Source organism: Rouxiella sp. S1S-2, assembly GCF_009208105.1.
Taxonomy (GTDB): domain Bacteria; phylum Pseudomonadota; class Gammaproteobacteria; order Enterobacterales; family Enterobacteriaceae; genus Rouxiella.
On the sequence record NZ_WFKL01000001.1, the window covers coordinates 2,029,128 to 2,046,311 of the forward strand.

Annotated in this window: 16 protein-coding genes, 1 pseudogene and 1 other annotated feature; of the genes and pseudogenes, 13 read left to right on the plus strand and 4 right to left on the minus strand. The window is 52.9% G+C overall.

What is annotated here, in order from left to right; all coding sequences use genetic code 11:
- Position 1: 1 nt before the first annotated feature.
- Both trpD and GA565_RS09560 read right to left on the minus strand, forming a co-directional pair.
- Positions 2–1,605, minus strand: a pseudogene (gene trpD / locus GA565_RS24780) (bifunctional anthranilate synthase glutamate amidotransferase component TrpG/anthranilate phosphoribosyltransferase TrpD).
- A gap of 1 nt (position 1,606) precedes the next feature.
- The gene (locus GA565_RS09560; protein ID WP_152198249.1) at positions 1,607–3,169 is read right to left on the minus strand and encodes an anthranilate synthase component 1; all 1,563 of its coding nucleotides are present in this window, start codon (positions 3,167–3,169) and stop codon (positions 1,607–1,609) included.
- Here GA565_RS09560 and GA565_RS09565 point away from each other — a divergent pair.
- The 13 genes from GA565_RS09565 to rluB all read left to right on the plus strand — a co-directional run bounded on the left by GA565_RS09565 (position 3,168) and on the right by rluB (position 15,444).
- The gene (locus tag GA565_RS09565; RefSeq protein WP_152198250.1) at positions 3,168–3,374 is read left to right on the plus strand and encodes a hypothetical protein; all 207 of its coding nucleotides are present in this window, start codon (positions 3,168–3,170) and stop codon (positions 3,372–3,374) included. The genes GA565_RS09560 and GA565_RS09565 overlap by 2 nt on opposite strands.
- Positions 3,191–3,292 (minus strand) — a sequence feature (Trp leader region). Its footprint overlaps the gene before it by 102 nt.
- 156 nt (positions 3,375–3,530) lie before the next feature.
- Positions 3,531–4,400: a PHP domain-containing protein gene (locus tag GA565_RS09570; RefSeq protein ID WP_152198251.1), complete on the plus strand. Its 870-nt coding sequence runs from the start codon at positions 3,531–3,533 to the stop codon at positions 4,398–4,400.
- A gap of 45 nt (positions 4,401–4,445) precedes the next feature.
- Positions 4,446–5,066 (plus strand): L-threonylcarbamoyladenylate synthase, encoded by a 621-nt coding sequence (locus GA565_RS09575; RefSeq protein WP_152198252.1) that lies wholly within the window; start codon positions 4,446–4,448, stop codon positions 5,064–5,066.
- Between the two features lie 342 nt (positions 5,067–5,408).
- Positions 5,409–6,503, plus strand: coding sequence for an ABC transporter ATP-binding protein (locus tag GA565_RS09580; protein ID WP_152198253.1), 1,095 nt, complete (start codon positions 5,409–5,411; stop codon positions 6,501–6,503).
- Positions 6,504–6,507: 4 nt separating this feature from the next.
- Positions 6,508–7,158 carry an ABC transporter permease gene (locus tag GA565_RS09585; protein WP_152198254.1) on the plus strand — a complete coding sequence of 217 codons (651 nt, stop codon included), beginning with the start codon at positions 6,508–6,510 and terminating at the stop codon, positions 7,156–7,158.
- On the plus strand, positions 7,155–7,862 hold the full coding sequence (locus tag GA565_RS09590; protein ID WP_152198255.1) for an ABC transporter permease: 708 nt from the start codon (positions 7,155–7,157) through the stop codon (positions 7,860–7,862). The genes GA565_RS09585 and GA565_RS09590 overlap by 4 nt, the downstream gene beginning before the upstream one ends.
- 34 nt (positions 7,863–7,896) lie before the next feature.
- Positions 7,897–8,781 (plus strand): ABC transporter substrate-binding protein, encoded by an 885-nt coding sequence (locus GA565_RS09595; protein ID WP_152198256.1) that lies wholly within the window; start codon positions 7,897–7,899, stop codon positions 8,779–8,781.
- The gene (hutH, locus tag GA565_RS09600) at positions 8,778–10,322 is read left to right on the plus strand and encodes a histidine ammonia-lyase (protein ID WP_152198257.1); all 1,545 of its coding nucleotides are present in this window, start codon (positions 8,778–8,780) and stop codon (positions 10,320–10,322) included. The genes GA565_RS09595 and hutH overlap by 4 nt, the downstream gene beginning before the upstream one ends.
- Positions 10,319–11,521: a CaiB/BaiF CoA-transferase family protein gene (locus GA565_RS09605; protein ID WP_152198258.1), complete on the plus strand. Its 1,203-nt coding sequence runs from the start codon at positions 10,319–10,321 to the stop codon at positions 11,519–11,521. The genes hutH and GA565_RS09605 overlap by 4 nt, the downstream gene beginning before the upstream one ends.
- A 15-nt stretch (positions 11,522–11,536) precedes the next feature.
- On the plus strand, positions 11,537–12,430 hold the full coding sequence (locus GA565_RS09610; RefSeq protein WP_152198259.1) for a 3-hydroxyacyl-CoA dehydrogenase family protein: 894 nt from the start codon (positions 11,537–11,539) through the stop codon (positions 12,428–12,430).
- Positions 12,427–13,197, plus strand: coding sequence for an enoyl-CoA hydratase-related protein (locus tag GA565_RS09615; protein ID WP_152198260.1), 771 nt, complete (start codon positions 12,427–12,429; stop codon positions 13,195–13,197). Before GA565_RS09610 ends, GA565_RS09615 begins: the two co-directional genes overlap by 4 nt.
- Before the next feature lie 59 nt (positions 13,198–13,256).
- Positions 13,257–14,006, plus strand: coding sequence for a histidine utilization repressor (hutC, locus tag GA565_RS09620; RefSeq protein WP_152198261.1), 750 nt, complete (start codon positions 13,257–13,259; stop codon positions 14,004–14,006).
- A gap of 562 nt (positions 14,007–14,568) precedes the next feature.
- Positions 14,569–15,444: a 23S rRNA pseudouridine(2605) synthase RluB gene (rluB, locus tag GA565_RS09625; protein ID WP_193311978.1), complete on the plus strand. Its 876-nt coding sequence runs from the start codon at positions 14,569–14,571 to the stop codon at positions 15,442–15,444.
- A gap of 75 nt (positions 15,445–15,519) precedes the next feature.
- On the opposite strand, the gene cobO is transcribed toward rluB, so the two are convergent.
- Both cobO and GA565_RS09635 read right to left on the minus strand, forming a co-directional pair.
- A complete protein-coding gene (gene cobO / locus GA565_RS09630) occupies positions 15,520–16,110 on the minus strand; it encodes a cob(I)yrinic acid a,c-diamide adenosyltransferase (RefSeq protein WP_152198263.1) in 591 nt (196 codons plus the stop codon).
- Positions 16,111–16,123: 13 nt separating this feature from the next.
- Complete coding sequence (locus GA565_RS09635; RefSeq protein WP_152198264.1) at positions 16,124–16,885, minus strand: YciK family oxidoreductase; 762 nt, start codon at positions 16,883–16,885, stop codon at positions 16,124–16,126.
- Positions 16,886–17,184: the final 299 nt, after the last annotated feature.

Below are 17,184 nucleotides of genomic sequence, written 5' to 3' on the forward strand. Positions count from 1 at the left end.
CTTATCCTCTTGCTGCCAATGCGGTAACGCGTCGGAAAGGTTCACCGCTGCGCATTACTGCCAACGCTTTCTGTGCGTTTAATTTTAAATCTTCATGACCAAAAAGTCGTAATAACATTGCCACGTTGGCGGCAACGGCGGCTTCGTGGGCCGGGTCGCCATTACCTTGTAACAAGCGTGCAAGAATGTCACGGTTTTCTTCGGGCTCTCCGCCCAGCAGTGCAGAAATCGGATAGTTGTCTAATCCGAAGTCCTGCGGAGTCAATTCGTAGGTGACAATCTCACCATTTTTAAGCTCGGCTACCTGGGTTGGCGCGTGGATGGCGACCTCGTCCATGCCGCCGCCGTGAACCACTGCCGCACGCTCATAACCGAGGGTGCGCAGCGTTTCAGCGATGGGACGCACCAGTTCCGGGCTGTAAACACCAATCAGCGCCAGCGGTGGACGTGCTGGGTTAATCAGAGGGCCTAAAACGTTAAACAGCGTGCGGGTTTTCAGCGCTTTACGCACCGGCATCGCGTGGCGAAAACCGGTGTGATACTGCGGCGCGAACAGGAAGCACAGGCCTAGTTCATCCAACGCCGCGCGTGAATCTGCTGCCGGCATGTCAAGGCGGATGCCGAAAGCAGCGAGCAAGTCTGACGAACCTGAACGGCTCGATACGCTGCGATTGCCGTGTTTGGCCACCGGCGCACCGCAGCAGGCCGCCACAAAAGCGCTGGCAGTGGAGATATTAATGCTGTTGGTACCGTCGCCGCCGGTCCCCACGATATCGGCAAACTTATAATCGGGACGCGGGAAAGGCTCGGCGTCGGCCAGCAACGCTTTGGCAGCACCGGCAATTTCTGCCGGTTGTTCGCCACGCACTTTCATGCTGATTAGCGCTGCGGCCAACTGAGCGGGGTCAAGTTCACCCCTGACGATAGCACTGAACAGGGTCTGGCTCTCTTGCTGAGTCATCGGCTGTGCCTGGTAAAGGTTTTCCAGAATACCTGCGATATTTTGCGTTTCCATGACCGTTCTCCTTACGCCAAAGCCCAGGCCAATGTCTGTTCCAACAGACGGGCACCCTGAGAGGTTAGAATTGATTCTGGGTGGAATTGGAAGCCGCAAACGCGGTCGGCGTCGTGACGAACCGCCATCACCATCTCGCCAAACTGGGCGTTTACGGTCAATCCTTCAGGAATTTGGCTACCGACCAGCGAGTGATAACGCGCGACCGGCAGCGGGTTGTTCATTCCGGCAAACATGCCCTGCTCATCGTGAGTAATAGAAGAGGCTTTACCGTGCAGAATTTCACCCGCCTGACCGACGTGTCCGCCGTAGGTTTCAACGATAGCCTGATGGCCAAGGCAGATACCGATAATCGGCAGTTGCCCGCGCAGGCGGCGCAGCAGCTCCGGCATGCATCCTGCTTCAGAAGGGGTACCCGGGCCCGGCGAAAGCAGCAACACCGGCTTTTCCATCTGGCTCAGTTTCTCGACGATGATATCGGCCGGGATCTGGTTACGATAAATCACCACGTGGTGGCCGCTTGAGCGCAGTTGATCGACCAGGTTGTAGGTAAATGAGTCTACGTTGTCGATAAGTAAAATGTCGGCCATCTTAAAACACCTCTTTAACATGATGGGCTGTGGCGATGGCGCGCAGCACGGCACGGGCTTTATTACGGGTTTCGTCTGCTTCGGCCTGCGGTACAGAATCCAGTACCACGCCGCCGCCTGCCTGCACGGTAGCAATACCGTCTTCAACGTAGGCAGAGCGAATAACGATGCAGGTGTCGAGGTCGCCGTGGGCGGTTAAATAGCCGACGGCACCGCCGTAGCTGCCGCGGCGAGAGCCTTCAGATTCTGCAATCAGCTGCATGGCGCGCACTTTTGGCGCGCCGGTCAGTGTGCCCATGTTCATCACCGCCTGATAGGCATGCAACACGTCGAGGTCGGCGCGCAGAGTGCCCACTACGCGAGAAACCAGATGCATAACCACGGAATAGCGGTCAACCTTAGTCAGGTCGGCGACGTAGCGGCTGCCGGGTTCGCAGATGCGCGCTAAGTCATTTCGCGCCAAGTCAACCAGCATTAAATGTTCGGCCAGCTCTTTGTGGTCGGTGCGCATTTCGAGTTCGATGCGGCTGTCGAGGTCGGCATCCAGAGAACCATCTGCGCGGCGTCCGCGAGGGCGAGTCCCGGCGATAGGGTAGATTTCAATCTGACGGCTGGTGGCTTCATACTTCAGCGCGCTCTCAGGCGAGGCGCCAAAAAGAGTGAAATCGTTATCCTGCATGAAGAACATATAAGGACTTGGGTTGCTATTCTTCAGTGTTTCATAGGCCGCCAGCGGAGCAGGGCAAGGCAAGGAGAAGCGGCGTGAAGGCACGACCTGGAAGATTTCTCCTGCGCGAATCGCCACTTTCATCTGCTCAACGACGCCGCCAAATACCTCATCACTCTGATTGCAGCTTAGCTGCATGTTTTGAACAGTTTGCTGAGGGATGTCGTGTGGAGGCTGCTGTAACTGGTGCTGCAACTGCTCAAGGCGCTCAACCAGACGCTGTTTTTCATCCTGATTAGGCGTAAACAGGCTGGCCTGTAGACGGCTGGTGCGTTTCTGATGGTCGAGCACCAGCAGCGTTTCTGCCAGATAGAAGCAGAAGTCTGGGCAACGCTGATCGGCGCGCAGCTGAGGCAAATCTTCAAAGCCTGCAACCAAATCATAGGCAAACAGGCCGCCTAGGAACATAGCTTCGCGTTCTTCTACAGGCGACTCAACCAGATTCAGCACATTGCGTAGCGCGTCGAATACAGATTTGGAACGCAGGCGCGCGTCTTCATCCTGTAGGGTATCGATAACCGGGAAGGTCAGTTCACGGCCGTTGGGACGTGCGGTATTAATGACGTCTTCCGGCAGTGAAGCATCCAGCAGCGGCAGCAGAGAGGCACCGTTGACGGTCAGCGCCTGAATGTTTACCACGCGACCCATAGCCGTGATGCGCAGGGCACTGTCAACAATCAGCAGACTCTTAAGGCTTTGTTTAGTATTGATTTCTGCACTTTCTAGCAGCAACGTAGCGGGGCGTGCACCGCACAGTTGGTGGAAAATTGCTGTCGGATCACCACGGTGACTTCCTTGTGATGTCAACAGTTCCAGTTTATGTCGTTGATTACTCATGATTATTCCTAAAATTTATCCACAAAAAAGCCCGCATTATGCGGGCTTCGGGTATCTGCAGCGTCTGACGACAGCTATGCGCAATTACACCGCCCGCGAAGGGGAGGCGCGCCACCAGCTGTTTGAAGAAGTCATGTTATTTTTCATCATCAGTCGCTCTTGTGAGTTGTGCTTGCCTGAATTCGGTTGTCACAGTCTCCTGTGAACTTACGTACTAGTTAACTAGTTCATGGGTCTAAAGTCAACCTTCTTTTTCAGTATTCTCACGATTTAAACCGTAATGCCAGATTGCGGTAACCCCAATGTGGCTTACGGGTTATGATAGTGGCAGTTTTCTATAATAGGTTTATCCGCAATTACTATGACTTCCAGCTTATCCGACAATCCTGCATTCACACTTTATGACTTGCACAGCCACACTACCGCATCTGACGGTTACCTGACACCCGAGGAGCTGGTGGCGCGGGCAGTAGAAATGCGCGTCGGCGTTTTAGCGATTACCGATCACGATAATACCGACGGTTTGGCGCGGGCGGCGGCGGCAATCGCCGAGCAGACATTGCCGCTACAGCTGATTAACGGCGTTGAAATCTCGACCCTGTGGGAGAACCACGAGATCCATATTGTTGGCCTGCGCATTGACCCGGAACATCCGGCGATGGTCGCGTTGCTTAAAAAACAGGCACAGCTGCGCGTTGAGCGGGCGCAGGAAATTGGCCGTCGATTGGCAAAGGCGCGCATTGAAGGTGCATGGGAAGGGGCACTGCGTCATGCCAACGGCGGCGCAGTAACGCGTGCGCACTTTGCTCGTTATTTGGTTGAGATAGGCGCGGCCGACAATATCGCCAAAGTATTCAAAAAGTATCTCGCAAAGGGCAATACCGGCTACGTTCCGCCTCAGTGGTGTACAATAGAAGAAGCGATTGATGTGATTCATCAATCTGGCGGCCAGGCCGTCGTCGCACATCCGGGGCGATATGAGCTGTCAACCAAGTGGCTCAAGCGGCTGCTTGCCTATTTTGCCGCACAGGGTGGCGATGCGATGGAAGTTGCGCAATGTCAGCAGGCGCCGCACGAGCGCACGCAGCACGCGGCATTTGCCCGAGATTATAATTTACTGGCGTCGCAGGGTTCCGATTTTCATCAACCCTGCTCGTGGATAGAGCTGGGCCGCAAGCTTTGGCTGCCGGCCGGGGTAGAGCCGGTGTGGCGCGATTGGCCGACCTGCTGAACGGGTTATATTGCACTCGCCAACAAGGAGTAAAGAGGATTTATTATGAGTCAGTACTTTTATATCCATCCAGAAAATCCGCAGCCACGCCTGATTAACCAGGCAGTGGATATGCTGCGCAAAGGGTCGGTAATTGTTTACCCGACCGATTCCGGTTACGCCTTGGGCTGCCGTCTTGAAGACAAAGCCTCTATGGAGCGTATCTGCCGCATTCGCCAGCTTGACGGTAACCACAACTTTACTTTGGTGTGCCGCGACTTGTCTGAACTGTCGACCTATGCTTATGTTGATAATACCGCCTTTCGTTTAATCAAAAACAACACGCCGGGTAATTACACCTTTATTCTGAAAGCGACCAAAGAAGTGCCGCGTCGCCTGATGAGTGAAAAGCGTAAAACGATTGGCCTGCGCGTGCCTTCAAATCCGATAGCGTTGGCGCTGCTCGACGTGCTGGGTGAGCCGTTGATGTCGACCACCCTGATGCTGCCCGGCAATGATTTCGCCGAGTCAGATCCTGAAGAGATCAAAGATTCTATCGGTAAACTGGTTGATTTGATTATTGATGGTGGTTCGCTGGGTCAACAACCTACCACGGTCATTGATTTAACTGACTCAGTGCCTGAAGTCGTGCGCGAAGGAGCAGGCGACCCCGCGCCGTTCCGCTAACATCATCCCCACGCATTAAGTGTAAGGGCGGGCAGTCATTAAATGTGACTGCCCGTTTTATTTACTGTGTTTTAAACATCGTGTTTTTTCTGTGTGCGGTTAATTCCGAGCACTGAACTGGTGCGTGCTGCGTATTAATAGTGCAAAAAAACCCCTTCATTGTTTCATTTCCTACTCCACTTCGAAGCTTCATCCCCAGTGATTCCGCTTACATTATCGTCTTTAAAGAAATTGGCATCGTGCTTGCATTGGTTGTACATACAAGTTAGTACATGTCAGGTCTGCATGATGATGGGATGCAGGTGCCCTGTTAAAACACTCCGTAATGTGGTTGGAAACTTAATGATTTCATTTGAGAACATAAGCAAATTTTACCCAGACGGTACGGTGGCGGTAGACCGGCTGTCGTTCAGCGCCCCGACGGCAAAAATCACCATGCTGGTAGGGCCTTCGGGATGCGGCAAAACGACCTCACTTCGGATGATCAACCGATTAATCGAGCCTTCTTCTGGATCTATTTTGCTTAACGGTCAATCAACGGCGGGGATGGACCTGGTTAAACTTCGGCGCAAGATTGGTTATGTCATTCAGAATGCCGGTCTGTTTCCCCACAAAACGGTTCAAGACAACATTGCCGTCACTGCGCTGCTCAACGGGGCAACGCGGCAGGCGGCGCGTAAAAAGTCCCTGGAGCTTTTAGAGCTGGTGGGACTTTCAACCGCAATGGCAGAACGCTATCCGTGGCAGTTATCCGGTGGTCAGCAGCAAAGGGTAGGCGTGGCACGCGCACTGGCTTCAGATCCTGAGTTTATGCTGATGGACGAGCCTTTTAGCGCCGTCGACCCAGTGGTGCGTGAGCAGCTACAGGACGAGTTTTTACGTTTGCAGCGTGAAATCGGTAAAACAATCATCATGGTGACTCATGATATTGATGAAGCGATGAAATTAGGCGATCAGGTCGCGGTATTTCGACCGGGAGGTCGTCTGGCACAGATTGCCGCGCCGGTTAAGCTGTTAAATGAGCCTGAAGATACCTTTATTGCAGACTTTATCGGTCGCGATCGCGGCTACCGTAAACTGTCTTTTGACGCTATTCCTGAAAATATCCGGCTCAATAAAGAGAAGATGATTACGACAGGATTTTCGGTCAGCGATGCGAAAGCAATCGCGGGTCATGAACAGTGGGTTTTAGTGGTCGAGAATAATATTCCACTTGGCTGGTTTGACGTTAACAGTAATAAACTGACCGTTGAAGCCGAAGATATTAATCTTGGCAGCACCTTTGCCCCAAAAAATGGCACTTTGCGGCAATTAATGGATTCAATACTCAGCTCCCCCTGCCACCGAGGTATTGTTGTTGATGAAAATCAGCGATTTATCGGTACGGCCAATATTGAGCAGGCATTTTCGCTTTCTCACTCGTCTAATGTGAGGTAACGCCATGCGCTTCGATTGGTTGTTTGAGCAAAGGGACAATATATTAACGCTGCTGGGATGGCATATCTATTTGTCTCTCGTTCCGGTATTAATCGGCCTGGCTTTGGCTATTCCGGTGGGTGGATTGCTTCAACGCTGCGGGAAATTTAAAGACGGCATTCTTAATATCATCGGGCTACTGTATACCCTTCCTTCTCTGGCCTTATTTGTATTACTGCCGGGCCTGCTAGGCACCAAAATTCTCGATACCATCAACGTGGTCGTCGCATTAACAATTTATGCCTTTGCACTATTGATTCGCACCGTCTGTGACGGCCTGGACTCCGTGCCGCCAGAAACGCATCAGGCGGCGATCGCGATGGGATACCGTCCCGTGCAGCGGTTTATCAGCGTTGAACTGCCGTTGGCGGTGCCGGTGATTGCAGCGGGCATGCGGGTGGTCGTGGTGTCTAACGTCAGTATCGTATCAATTTCGGCGCTGGTCGGCATGCCACAGCTGGGCGCGTTATTTACTCAGGGTTTTCAACTGCATTTCTTGACGCCGATTATCGCCGGTATTTTTTTGTGCATTCTGTTGGCTTTGCTGCTGGACAACCTTGTCCTGCGCACCGGCAATAAAATGACCCGCTGGCAACCGAAAAGGAGTGCAAAATGATTAACTGGCTGCTCGACTCTGCGCATTGGTTAAATGACGACGGGTTATTAATGCTTATTTTGCAGCACCTGATTTATAGCGTTGAGGCGTTGGCCGTGGCGGTCATTATTGCCTTTCCCGTCGGCTGTTATGTTGGCCACACCGGCAAAGGAGCCACTGTATTAATTGGCAGTGCCAATGCTATGCGGGCGTTGCCATCATTTGGTCTTATTATTCTGCTGGTGATTATATTTGGTCCAGTGTTTGAATCGGATCTGGCCTTTATTATCCCGTGTCTTATTGTACTGATTGTGCTCGCGCTACCGCCGATAATGATGGGGGTGTACTCCGGTATTAGGGCTATTGATCCCTCAATAATTGACGCCGCCATTGGCATGGGCTATTCACCGTGGAAATTACTGCTGACGGTTGAAATTCCCTGTGCGCTGGCGCTCATATTATCCGGCATTAGAAGTGCTGCATTACAAATAATCTCGACGGCCACCATCGCCGCGTATGTTTCTCTCGGCGGCTTAGGACGTCTGATTATTGACGGTCGCGCCCAGAATGATTACCCGCAAATGGTTTCGGGTGCCGTAATGGTTGGAATTTTAGCGTTACTGGTTGATGTTTTATTCTCTTTTTTAATTCGTTTAATGGTCTCACCAGGAATACGGCAGCGGCAACGCCGTCGTCGGAAAGCCCCTTCTTTATCGAACAGTTAATCCATCTAATAATTCATTATCGGAGCCTGACAAAATGAAATTGAAAAATTTGCTCACCGTTGCACTGTTCTCAGCCGTTGTCGTTCATGCCCCGGCAGTTTTTGCTGCTGAAGCCACAGACACAATAATCATTGGTTCAGCGGACTTCCCGGAAAGCCAGCTGATTGCCATCATTTATCAGCAAGCGCTGGCAGCTAAACACGTGAAAGTAGAAACCAAGCTAAACATCGGCAGCCGTGAAGTGTACATGCCTGCGCTGCTCGACGGGTCGATTAATCTGATCCCCGAATACAGCGGCGCAACGCTGAGCTATCTCGACGAGAAAGCGCAGGCGCATGCTCCTGAAGACGTGGCGGCCGCGCTGGCGAAAGCGTTGCCCGCAAAAATAAAAATGCTCGAGATTTCTACAGCCCAAGACAGCGATGTGCTGGCCGTCACCGAGAAAACGGCGAAGAAATTTAATCTGAAAGACATCAGTGATTTGTCTCCGGTTGCTAAAACCCTCGTGCTGGGTGGTCCGGCAGAGTGGAAAACCCGTCGTGAAGGTGTGAAGGGGCTGAACGAAGTCTACGGCCTTACTTTTAAAAATTTTAAAATTCTCGACGTTGCGGGCCCGCTTACCCTGTCAGCACTGACCAATAATCAGATTCAGGCGGCGGATATGACCTCAACCGACCCTGCGATGAAAACGAAAAATCTGGTGGCATTGACCGATTCCAAACACCTGTTCCCTGCGCAAAACATCGTCCCTTTGATTGCCAAAGACAAAGACAGCGCTGTGGTGGAACAAACCCTTAACGCCGTTTCCAAACAGTTGACCACCAGCGACCTGATCGACATGAACGGCAAGCTGGCTAATTTCGTGAGCGTCGACGTCGTCGCTAAAGAGTGGCTGACTCAACACGGTCTGGATAAATAATGACTCAATCCGTCACATTAGGTACCGCCGAAACCTCAGTCAGCGAGATTGCTGCAATTGCCTACGGCGCCGAGGTATTGCTTGAGGCGTCGGCATTGGATGGCATGCTGAACGTTCATGAAAAAATCCGCCAGGCAATTGCAGATAATAAAGTGATCTACGGGCTGACCACCGGCGTGGGGGATTTGGTTACCCAGCGTTTATCCCCTGAGCAGATTTCTGGCGTTCAGCTCAACATGTTGAAAAGTCATGCCTGCGGTATTGGGCCGGTTCTGGCGCTGCACGAGGTGCGGGCGATGATGGCGGTGATGATTAAATCACTGTTGCAGGGATTTAGCGGCGTGAGTCCCTCGCTGGTGCAGACTATGGCCGAGATGCTCAACAAAGGCGTGGTTCCCTGGTCACCCGCTAAAGGGTCGGTGGGTTATCTGATAGCCACCGCGCATATCGGGCTGTCGGTGTTCGGCTATGGGAAATCATACTATCTGGGCGAACTTTTACCGGCCCGAGAGGCATTGGAGCGGGCGGGCATTGCCGTGCGCACTCCTGGCCCGCGGGAAGGGCACGCTCTGGTCAGTGGAACCTATGAAATTACCGCGTTGGGTTGTCTGGCCGCAGAATCCTTGAGTGCACTGGTTCCAGTGGCCGATGCTGCCGGAGGCATGAGTCTTGAAGTGCTTAAAGGCAATACTCGGGGCTATGATGCGCGGCTTCATGCACTGCGCCCGCACGAGGGGCAGCATGAAACGGCACGCATACTGCGTGCTTTACTCCGCGACAGCGAGATCCTCGACTCGTATCGCGACTTTCGGGTGCAGGATGCGCTGAGTCTGCGTTGTATTCCACAAATCCACGGCGCGGTGCGTGATGTGCTGAGCTATTGCCAGAAAACACTGACTACCGAGGTCAATTCAGTCACTGATAATCCGGTATTTATGATTGAAGACGGTGAACTCAACGTGTTGCCCGGCGGCAACGGACACGGCGCACCGGTGGCACTGTGTCTTGACGCGCTGGCCATTGCTATTGCACAACTGAGCACCGGTTCGCAGGCGCGGTCCGATCGCCTGACCAACAGTCATCTCAGTGGTTTGCCCGCCTTTCTCGTGGCCGACGGCGGGGCGAATTCGGGCATGATGATCCCGCCTTATGCCGCTGCGGCGCTGGCCGGTGAGAACCGTGCACTGGCGGCTCCTGCCAGCGTGCATACCGTTTCTACCTGTGCCGGACAGGAAGACCACATTTCCATGGGCGTTACGGCGGCACGCAATGCGATTGATGCCGTTGACAATGCGATTGATATCGTGGCGATAGAAATTTTATGTGCCACACAGGCGGTGGAATTTCACCGACCGCTGCGCGCCTCTGCCGGAACTGAATTGGTGCTTGCACTGGTTCGCCAGCGGGTGGTGTTCAGGCAAAGTGACACGGAAATGTACCCGGACATGCTGGCCGTGCGCGAGTTGATTAAGCAAGGGGACATTTATCAGGCACTCAAACCGATTATTTTCCCGACAGCCGTCAATGGAGAATCAGCATGACCACCCACAACGCTTCTCGTCCGCTTCAAGGGGTGAAGGTTCTCGACCTTTCCCGTGTGCTGGCCGGTCCTTACTGCGCCTCTTTGCTCAATGATTTAGGGGCGGAAGTGACCAAGATTGAAATGCCAGGAACGGGGGATGACTCCCGCGCTTTCACACCGCATCTACACGGTGAAAGTAGCTATTTCATGCTGCTCAATCATGGCAAAAAGAGCCTGACCCTGAATCTGAAATCGCCTGAAGGTCGTGCCTTGTTAGAGCAGCTTATCGAGAGTGCCGACGTCTTGGTCGAAAATTTCCGTCCCGGAGTCACTTCAAGACTCGGCCTCGACTATGACGCGGTTAAAAAGATCAACCCGAAGCTGATTTACGCCAGTATTTCTGGCTTTGGTCAGCAGGGACCGCTTGCGCACAAGGCAGCCTATGACCACGTGATCCAGGCGATGGGCGGTATTATGCAGGTCACCGGCTGGGCAAACGGCGAACCGACGCGGGTGGGGGATGCGATTGGCGACGTGGTCTCTGGTCTTTACTGCTCATGGGGGATCCTTGCGGCGCTTTTACAACGCGGGATAACCGGTCAGGGGCAGCACATTGATGTTGCCATGCTCGATGCCATGGTCTCGATGCAAATGGTTTCACTGACTCAATTGTTGGGCGGAATGCCACTAGCCGGACGCTTGGGCAATTCGCATCCGATCAGCGCACCGATGGACAGCTATCGCGCCGCCGATGGTTATCTGGTCATCGCGGTGGCCAATGACAGCCTTTTCCGCCGTCTGGCAGAGGCCATCGGCAAACCCGAGCTGACGCAAGACGCGCGATTTGCCGCTGACCCGCAGCGGCTCAAACATCAATACGAACTGCGGGTGCTGATTGAAGCGTGGTTACACGATAAATCAATCGTTGAAGCGCTGGCGTTACTCGATCAATTTGGCATTCCTGCCGCGCCGGTTTGGGGGCTGGATGAAGTATTGAAAAGCCCGCACGTGGTCGAACGGGGATTATTACATCAGGTTATTCATCCGGTTGCCGGTGAAGTGACTATTTTACCGCAGCCGGTAAAAATGAGCGGCATGACTGAGCTACCAGAATTAATGCCACCAAGACTGGGCGAACACACCCGTGAAATTCTCGGTGAAAGGCTCGGTCTTTCAGCGGCGGAGATGGATAAACTTCAGCAGCAGGGCGTCATTTAGGTGAGGATAGAGTCAATGGAATCAACGCAAATCGCAGTGATTGGTGCGGGCACCATGGGGGCAAGGATCGCCGCCGTATTCGCCGCCAAGGGCTTTAAGGTTTCTCTTTATTCGCGCACGGAGCAATCGCTGCACAATGCGGCTAAGGTTATCGATAGCATTCAGTCAGGGCTGGCCTCGTCCGTCATCTTCACTACCTCTTTACGTGAAAGTTTACAGGACGCAAAAATTGTTTCCGAGAACATTGCGGAGGCTCTGGCGCTTAAACAGCAGCTGTTTCAAGAGATTGAAAAGTACGTTAGCGATGACTGTCTGCTTACCACCAATACCTCCAGCGTGCCGGTGGGGCAGATTGCCAAAGTCTTGGCTACGCCCGCCAGATTTATTGGTTTGCACTGGTTCAACCCCGCAGACGTGATGCCGATGGTTGAAATTGTTTGTGGCCCTGAAACACACGAAGAGACCCGCAGGCAGGCCGAGACGCTTTGCGCGCTTCTCGACAAGCAAACGGTGACCATCAATAAGGAAGCGCCGGGGTTTATCGTCAACCGCCTGCAGTACGCTATGCTGCGCGAGGCTCTGCATCTGGTCACCGCCGGGATTGGCAGTATTGAGGATGTCGATTTCGCGGTGCAAAGCACGCTGGCCCCGCGTTGGTCGGCAATGGGGCCGCTCAAACTGATGGATTTTGCCGGACTGGATACGGTGAAGAACGTGGCCGCAATTTTATTACCCGAGTTGTCCAATGACAATGTGTTGCCGCCGTGGCTGCTGCAACGCGTTGAGCAGGGAAAACTCGGCACTAAAAGCGGTGAAGGGTTTTACCGCTGGAGCGCAGATGAAATCGAGCAAGGCCTGCAGCACCGCAACGACACCGTTCGGTCAATCAACGGGATGCAAAAATCATGAGTGAGCTTATCACCTGCGAGCATCATCAGGGGGTCGCGCATATTGGTCTTAATCGACCTGAAAAATTAAACGCCCTCAGCGCTGAAATGCTCACTCAATTATTGGACACGTTGCTTGAGTTGGATGCGGATAAATTGACCCGCGCGGTAGTTATTTCTGGGTCTTCGCGCGCCTTTGCCGCTGGCGCTGATACCGGAACGCTGGCAACTGCCTCGGCAATTGCGCTGTATACTAGCGGTTTTAGTGAGAAATGGGACAGCATTGCGGCAATTAATAAACCCATTATTGCGGCGTTATCCGGCTATGCGCTGGGTGGCGGCCTTGAGTTGGCTCTGTTGTGCGATATAGTCATTGCCGATGAGACCGCCATTTTTGGCTTGCCGGAAACGCATATTGGTATTATTCCCGGCGCGGGAGGCACCCAGCGTCTGGTGAAAGCGGTCGGAAAATCACTGGCGATGGAGATGATCCTCGCGGGACGTAAATTAAATGCCGATGAAGCACTCTCTTTTGGTTTAATTAGCCGAATGACTTCCCCTGAGCAATTGATAGAGCAGGCATTAAAGATAGCTCAGAACATTTGCCGTGCCTCGCCGTTAGCAAATTTGATGGCAAAACGCGCCGTGCTCGCCAGTTTTGATATGGGGTTAACGGCCGGTGTCAGCTATGAACGTTCGCTTTCGGCGCTGATTGCCGCCAGTGAAGACAGAACTGAAGGCATGAGAGCGCTGTCGGCGAAAGAGCAGGGGAAATTTACGGGCGACTGATTTGTCGGTGAACAATGTATTCGCGAAGCGCTCGCAGTGCACAACGGAAGGTGAGAATAATGTCAGCAAATAAAACGTTATCAGAGGTGATTGCTGAGACTGGGGATGAACCCTCTCCGCTCTACAAGCAGGTTAAGCAGGGCATCATAAATCAGATCCTTCACGGGCACTGGCAGCCGCATCAGCGCGTGCCGTCCGAAAGTGAGTTGGTCTCTGAGCTTGGGTTTAGCCGGATGACGATTAATCGGGCACTGCGAGAATTATCCACCGAAGGGTATCTGCTGCGTTTACAAGGCGTCGGGACTTTTGTGAATGAGATGAAAGCCTTCACGCCGATGCTTGAAGTCAATAATATTTCAGATGAAATAAAGAGCCGCGGGCATTTTCATACCTCGCGGGTTTTACTTATTCAAAAACAAACGGCCAGCGACAGTCAGGCGATGCAATTTAATCTCCGCCCGGGGAGTCAATTGTTTCATTCGGTGATTGTGCACTATGAAAATGATAATCCGGTGCAGTTAGAGGACAGGGTGGTTAACCCGGAAGTCGCGCCGCTTTATTTACAGCAAGACTTCACCAAAACCACGCCTTTTGCCTATCTATCACAGTTGGCGCCTCTTACAGCGGGTGAGCATACCGTTGAAGCGGTTATCGCCAATGAAGAAGAGCAGCGATTGCTGCAAATCAATAAGACCGAAGCCTGCCTGCAAATACTGCGCCGCACCTGGCATCAGGAAAAAGTCGTGACCTGCGCACGGCTACTCTATCCGGGCGGACGCTATAAAATGTTTGGGCGATTTCAGAAGTAAGTCAGCAAGCCCCGCTGGTTTTAGAGGAATCTTTTAGCTTAAAATTGATGTAATATGCTCGCTTGCGCAGCGTCAGGTGTGGCACTTTTAGTGGCATACTTGACACAATAATGTGTGACAGATTATAGAGTTAGGGCCAAAATCGCCGTAACTTATTGAAAGTAGAATAGACAATGACGCCTGTGAAGGCGACAAAAGAGGCTGCTCAATGAGCGAGAAGTTTAATTCCAATAAGCAAAGAAACGATAAATTTTCATCTGATAAGCCACGCTCCCAGCGCAGTGATTCAGACAAGCCGCGCGGCAAAAAGCCCGGCGCCGAAAAATCCCGTATAGAAACTGCCCGCGGTGGAAAGTCCACGGCGGAGAAATCAGGTGCAGCCAATGCTCGCACCGACAAGTTACGTAGCGACAAGCCGCGTAACGGCAAACCACAGGGCGATAAGCCGCGCACTAACAAGCCGCGCAGTGAATCCCTGATCGTTAAAAAAGTCAGCGATGAAGAAGTCGATGACGCACCGAAATACGAAAAGCCCAAGAACTCTGTCGACGATGGTGAAGGTCTGCAAAGCGAGAAGCTGCAGAAAGTCCTCGCCCGCGCAGGTCACGGTTCTCGTCGTGAAGTTGAAGCGATGATTCAGGCTGGACGCGTCAGCGTTGACGGTAAAATTTCTACCCTCGGCGACCGCGTTGAAATGACCGCAGGCACCAAGATCCGTCTTGACGGCCACGTGCTGTCAATCATTGAAGCTCAGGACACCGTATGCCGCGTGCTGGCCTACTACAAGCCAGAAGGCGAACTCTGTACTCGCAGTGATCCGGAAGGCCGTCCGACCGTGTTCGACAGACTGCCAAAAATGCGTGGTTCACGTTGGGTTGCCGTAGGCCGCCTTGACGTCAACACCTCAGGCCTGCTGTTGTTCACCACCGACGGTGAGCTGGCTAACCGCCTGATGCACCCAAGCCGTGAAGTTGAACGCGAATATGCTGTGCGCGTATTTGGTCAGATTGACGATGAAAAAATCAAACAGCTGAGCCGTGGCGTGCAGCTCGAAGACGGTCCTGCTGCTTTCCGCACTATTAAATACCAGGGCGGAGAAGGGCTGAACCAGTGGTACAACGTGACGCTGACAGAGGGCCGTAACCGTGAGGTTCGTCGTCTGTGGGAAGCCGTTGGCGTTCAGGTTAGCCGTTTGATCCGCGTTCGCTATGGCGACCTGAACTTGCCTAAAGGCCTGCCTCGCGGCGGTTATAAAGAGCTGGATCTGCCGGACATCAACTATCTGCGTCAGCTGGTTGAAATGAGCGAAGAGACGGTGAGCAAGATGCCGGTCGAGCGCGATCGTCGTCGTGTTAAAGCCAACCAGATCCGCCGTGCGGTTAAACGCCACACTCAGGTTGCGCCTTCGCGTCGCAGCAACGGTCCAGCCAAGCGTTAATCTCGCCAGCTTGATCAAAATAAAAACCGCAGCCAGAAGCTGCGGTTTTTTTTGGTCCGTATCTTGATAACGCGATTACCAGTCAATGCCCTGCTGGGCCATAATCCCTGCATCAAAGGCATGTTTCACAGGACGTAGCTCGCTAACGGTGTCGGCCAGCTCAAGCAGACTGCGATGGCAGCCTCGTCCGGTGATAATTACCGTCTGATGCGACGGCCGCGCATTCAGCGCATCGATCACTTCTTGCAGGTCGAGGTAGCCGAAGCTGACCATGTAGGTCAGTTCATCGAGTACCACCAAATTAAGCGAGGCATCGGCAAGCATGCGTTTTCCATGCTGCCAGACGGCCTGACAGGCCAGCGTATCGGTCTCTTTATTCTGTGTATCCCAGGTAAAACCGGTCGCCATTACCTGAAATTCGACGCCGTGCGGCTCCAGCAGATTACGCTCACCGTTGGGCCATTCGCCCTTGATAAACTGGATAACACCCGCGCGTTGGCCGTGTCCGACTGCGCGGGTCACAGTGCCGAAAGCGCCGGTAGTTTTACCTTTGCCGTTGCCGGTCAAGACTATCAAAATCCCGCGTGCTTCTTTTGCGGCTTCGATGCGGGCATCAACCTGTTCTTTTAGTTTCTGCTGACGCTGCTGGTGGCGGTCTGTGCTCATATTTTTACTCGAATTATTCGGCTGCGCCGGGTTTACGACCGGGTTGGGCGTCATAACTGGTGCCGGTTTTACGGCGGCTGTCATCACCCATTAAATAAAGATAAAGTGGCATGATATCGGCCGGCGTTTTAAGTTTTTGACTGTCTTCTTTCGGGAACGCAGATGCCCGCATACTGGTGCGCGTTCCACCCGGATTGATGCAATTAACCCGTAAGTTGGTCTGTTTATACTCATCGGCCAGCACCTGCATTAACCCTTCGGTGGCAAATTTTGACACCGCGTAGGTTCCCCAGCCGCTGCGGCCTTCACGGCCCACGCTGGAGGTGGTAAATACCAGAGAGGAACTGTGAGATTTTAATAGCAAAGGCAACAGACTTTGCGTCAGCATAAAGGCGGCATTAACGTTAACTTGCATCACGTCGTGCCAGTCTTGAAGTTGGATATCTTTAACCGGAACGATTTCGCCGAGCAGCCCGGCATTGTGCAGCACGCCGTCGAGGTGAGGCACCCATTGCGCAATACGTTCAGCAACCTGATGGCAGTCCTGCTGAGAGGCGTGCAGCAAATCGAGTGTGATAACCTCGGCGGGAAGCAGGCCTCTAGCGGCAATCTCCTGCTGAACGTTGAGCAGTTTGCTTTCAGTGCGGCCCAGTAAAATAATCTTCGCACCAAAGCGGGCGTAGGTCAGTGCGGCTTCGCGACCAATGCCATCACCGGCTCCGGTGACGAGGATGATACGTTGGCGGAGCAAGTCGGATTTAGGATGATAATGCACAGAAATTGTCCTCTATATAAGGTGCCGGGACGCGGAGGCAAAGGCCTTCAACGCATCATTACAACCCGTTTGCAGGGAGTAACAACCTCAACCGTGAACAAACGAATTGACAGAATTTGTAGTGTAAATGGATTAATAATTGCTGTTATATGCCTGAAATGGACATGACATTCAATGATTAACCCACTTTGTCGCAGATCATTTGTAACAAAATTGAATCTTATGCGCATCATGTTTAAACAACTTTACGCAATAAACGCGAAAATGCAGTGTCTCTTTGTTTCCAGGGCCTTTTCAGG

Excerpts from the sequence above, each read along its gene's own strand:
- GA565_RS09565 (WP_152198250.1), top strand. The coding sequence starts at position 3,168 with ATGATTATTCCTAAAATTTATCCACAAAAAAGCCCGCATTATGCGGGC.
- GA565_RS09560 (WP_152198249.1), bottom strand. The coding sequence starts at position 3,169 with ATGAGTAATCAACGACATAAACTGGAACTGTTGACATCACAAGGAAGT.
- GA565_RS09570 (WP_152198251.1), top strand. The coding sequence starts at position 3,531 with ATGACTTCCAGCTTATCCGACAATCCTGCATTCACACTTTATGACTTG.
- GA565_RS09575 (WP_152198252.1), top strand. The coding sequence starts at position 4,446 with ATGAGTCAGTACTTTTATATCCATCCAGAAAATCCGCAGCCACGCCTG.
- GA565_RS09580 (WP_152198253.1), top strand. The coding sequence starts at position 5,409 with ATGATTTCATTTGAGAACATAAGCAAATTTTACCCAGACGGTACGGTG.
- GA565_RS09585 (WP_152198254.1), top strand. The coding sequence starts at position 6,508 with ATGCGCTTCGATTGGTTGTTTGAGCAAAGGGACAATATATTAACGCTG.
- GA565_RS09590 (WP_152198255.1), top strand. The coding sequence starts at position 7,155 with ATGATTAACTGGCTGCTCGACTCTGCGCATTGGTTAAATGACGACGGG.
- GA565_RS09595 (WP_152198256.1), top strand. The coding sequence starts at position 7,897 with ATGAAATTGAAAAATTTGCTCACCGTTGCACTGTTCTCAGCCGTTGTC.
- GA565_RS09605 (WP_152198258.1), top strand. The coding sequence starts at position 10,319 with ATGACCACCCACAACGCTTCTCGTCCGCTTCAAGGGGTGAAGGTTCTC.
- GA565_RS09610 (WP_152198259.1), top strand. The coding sequence starts at position 11,537 with ATGGAATCAACGCAAATCGCAGTGATTGGTGCGGGCACCATGGGGGCA.
- GA565_RS09615 (WP_152198260.1), top strand. The coding sequence starts at position 12,427 with ATGAGTGAGCTTATCACCTGCGAGCATCATCAGGGGGTCGCGCATATT.
- hutC (WP_152198261.1), top strand. The coding sequence starts at position 13,257 with ATGTCAGCAAATAAAACGTTATCAGAGGTGATTGCTGAGACTGGGGAT.
- cobO (WP_152198263.1), bottom strand. The coding sequence starts at position 16,110 with ATGAGCACAGACCGCCACCAGCAGCGTCAGCAGAAACTAAAAGAACAG.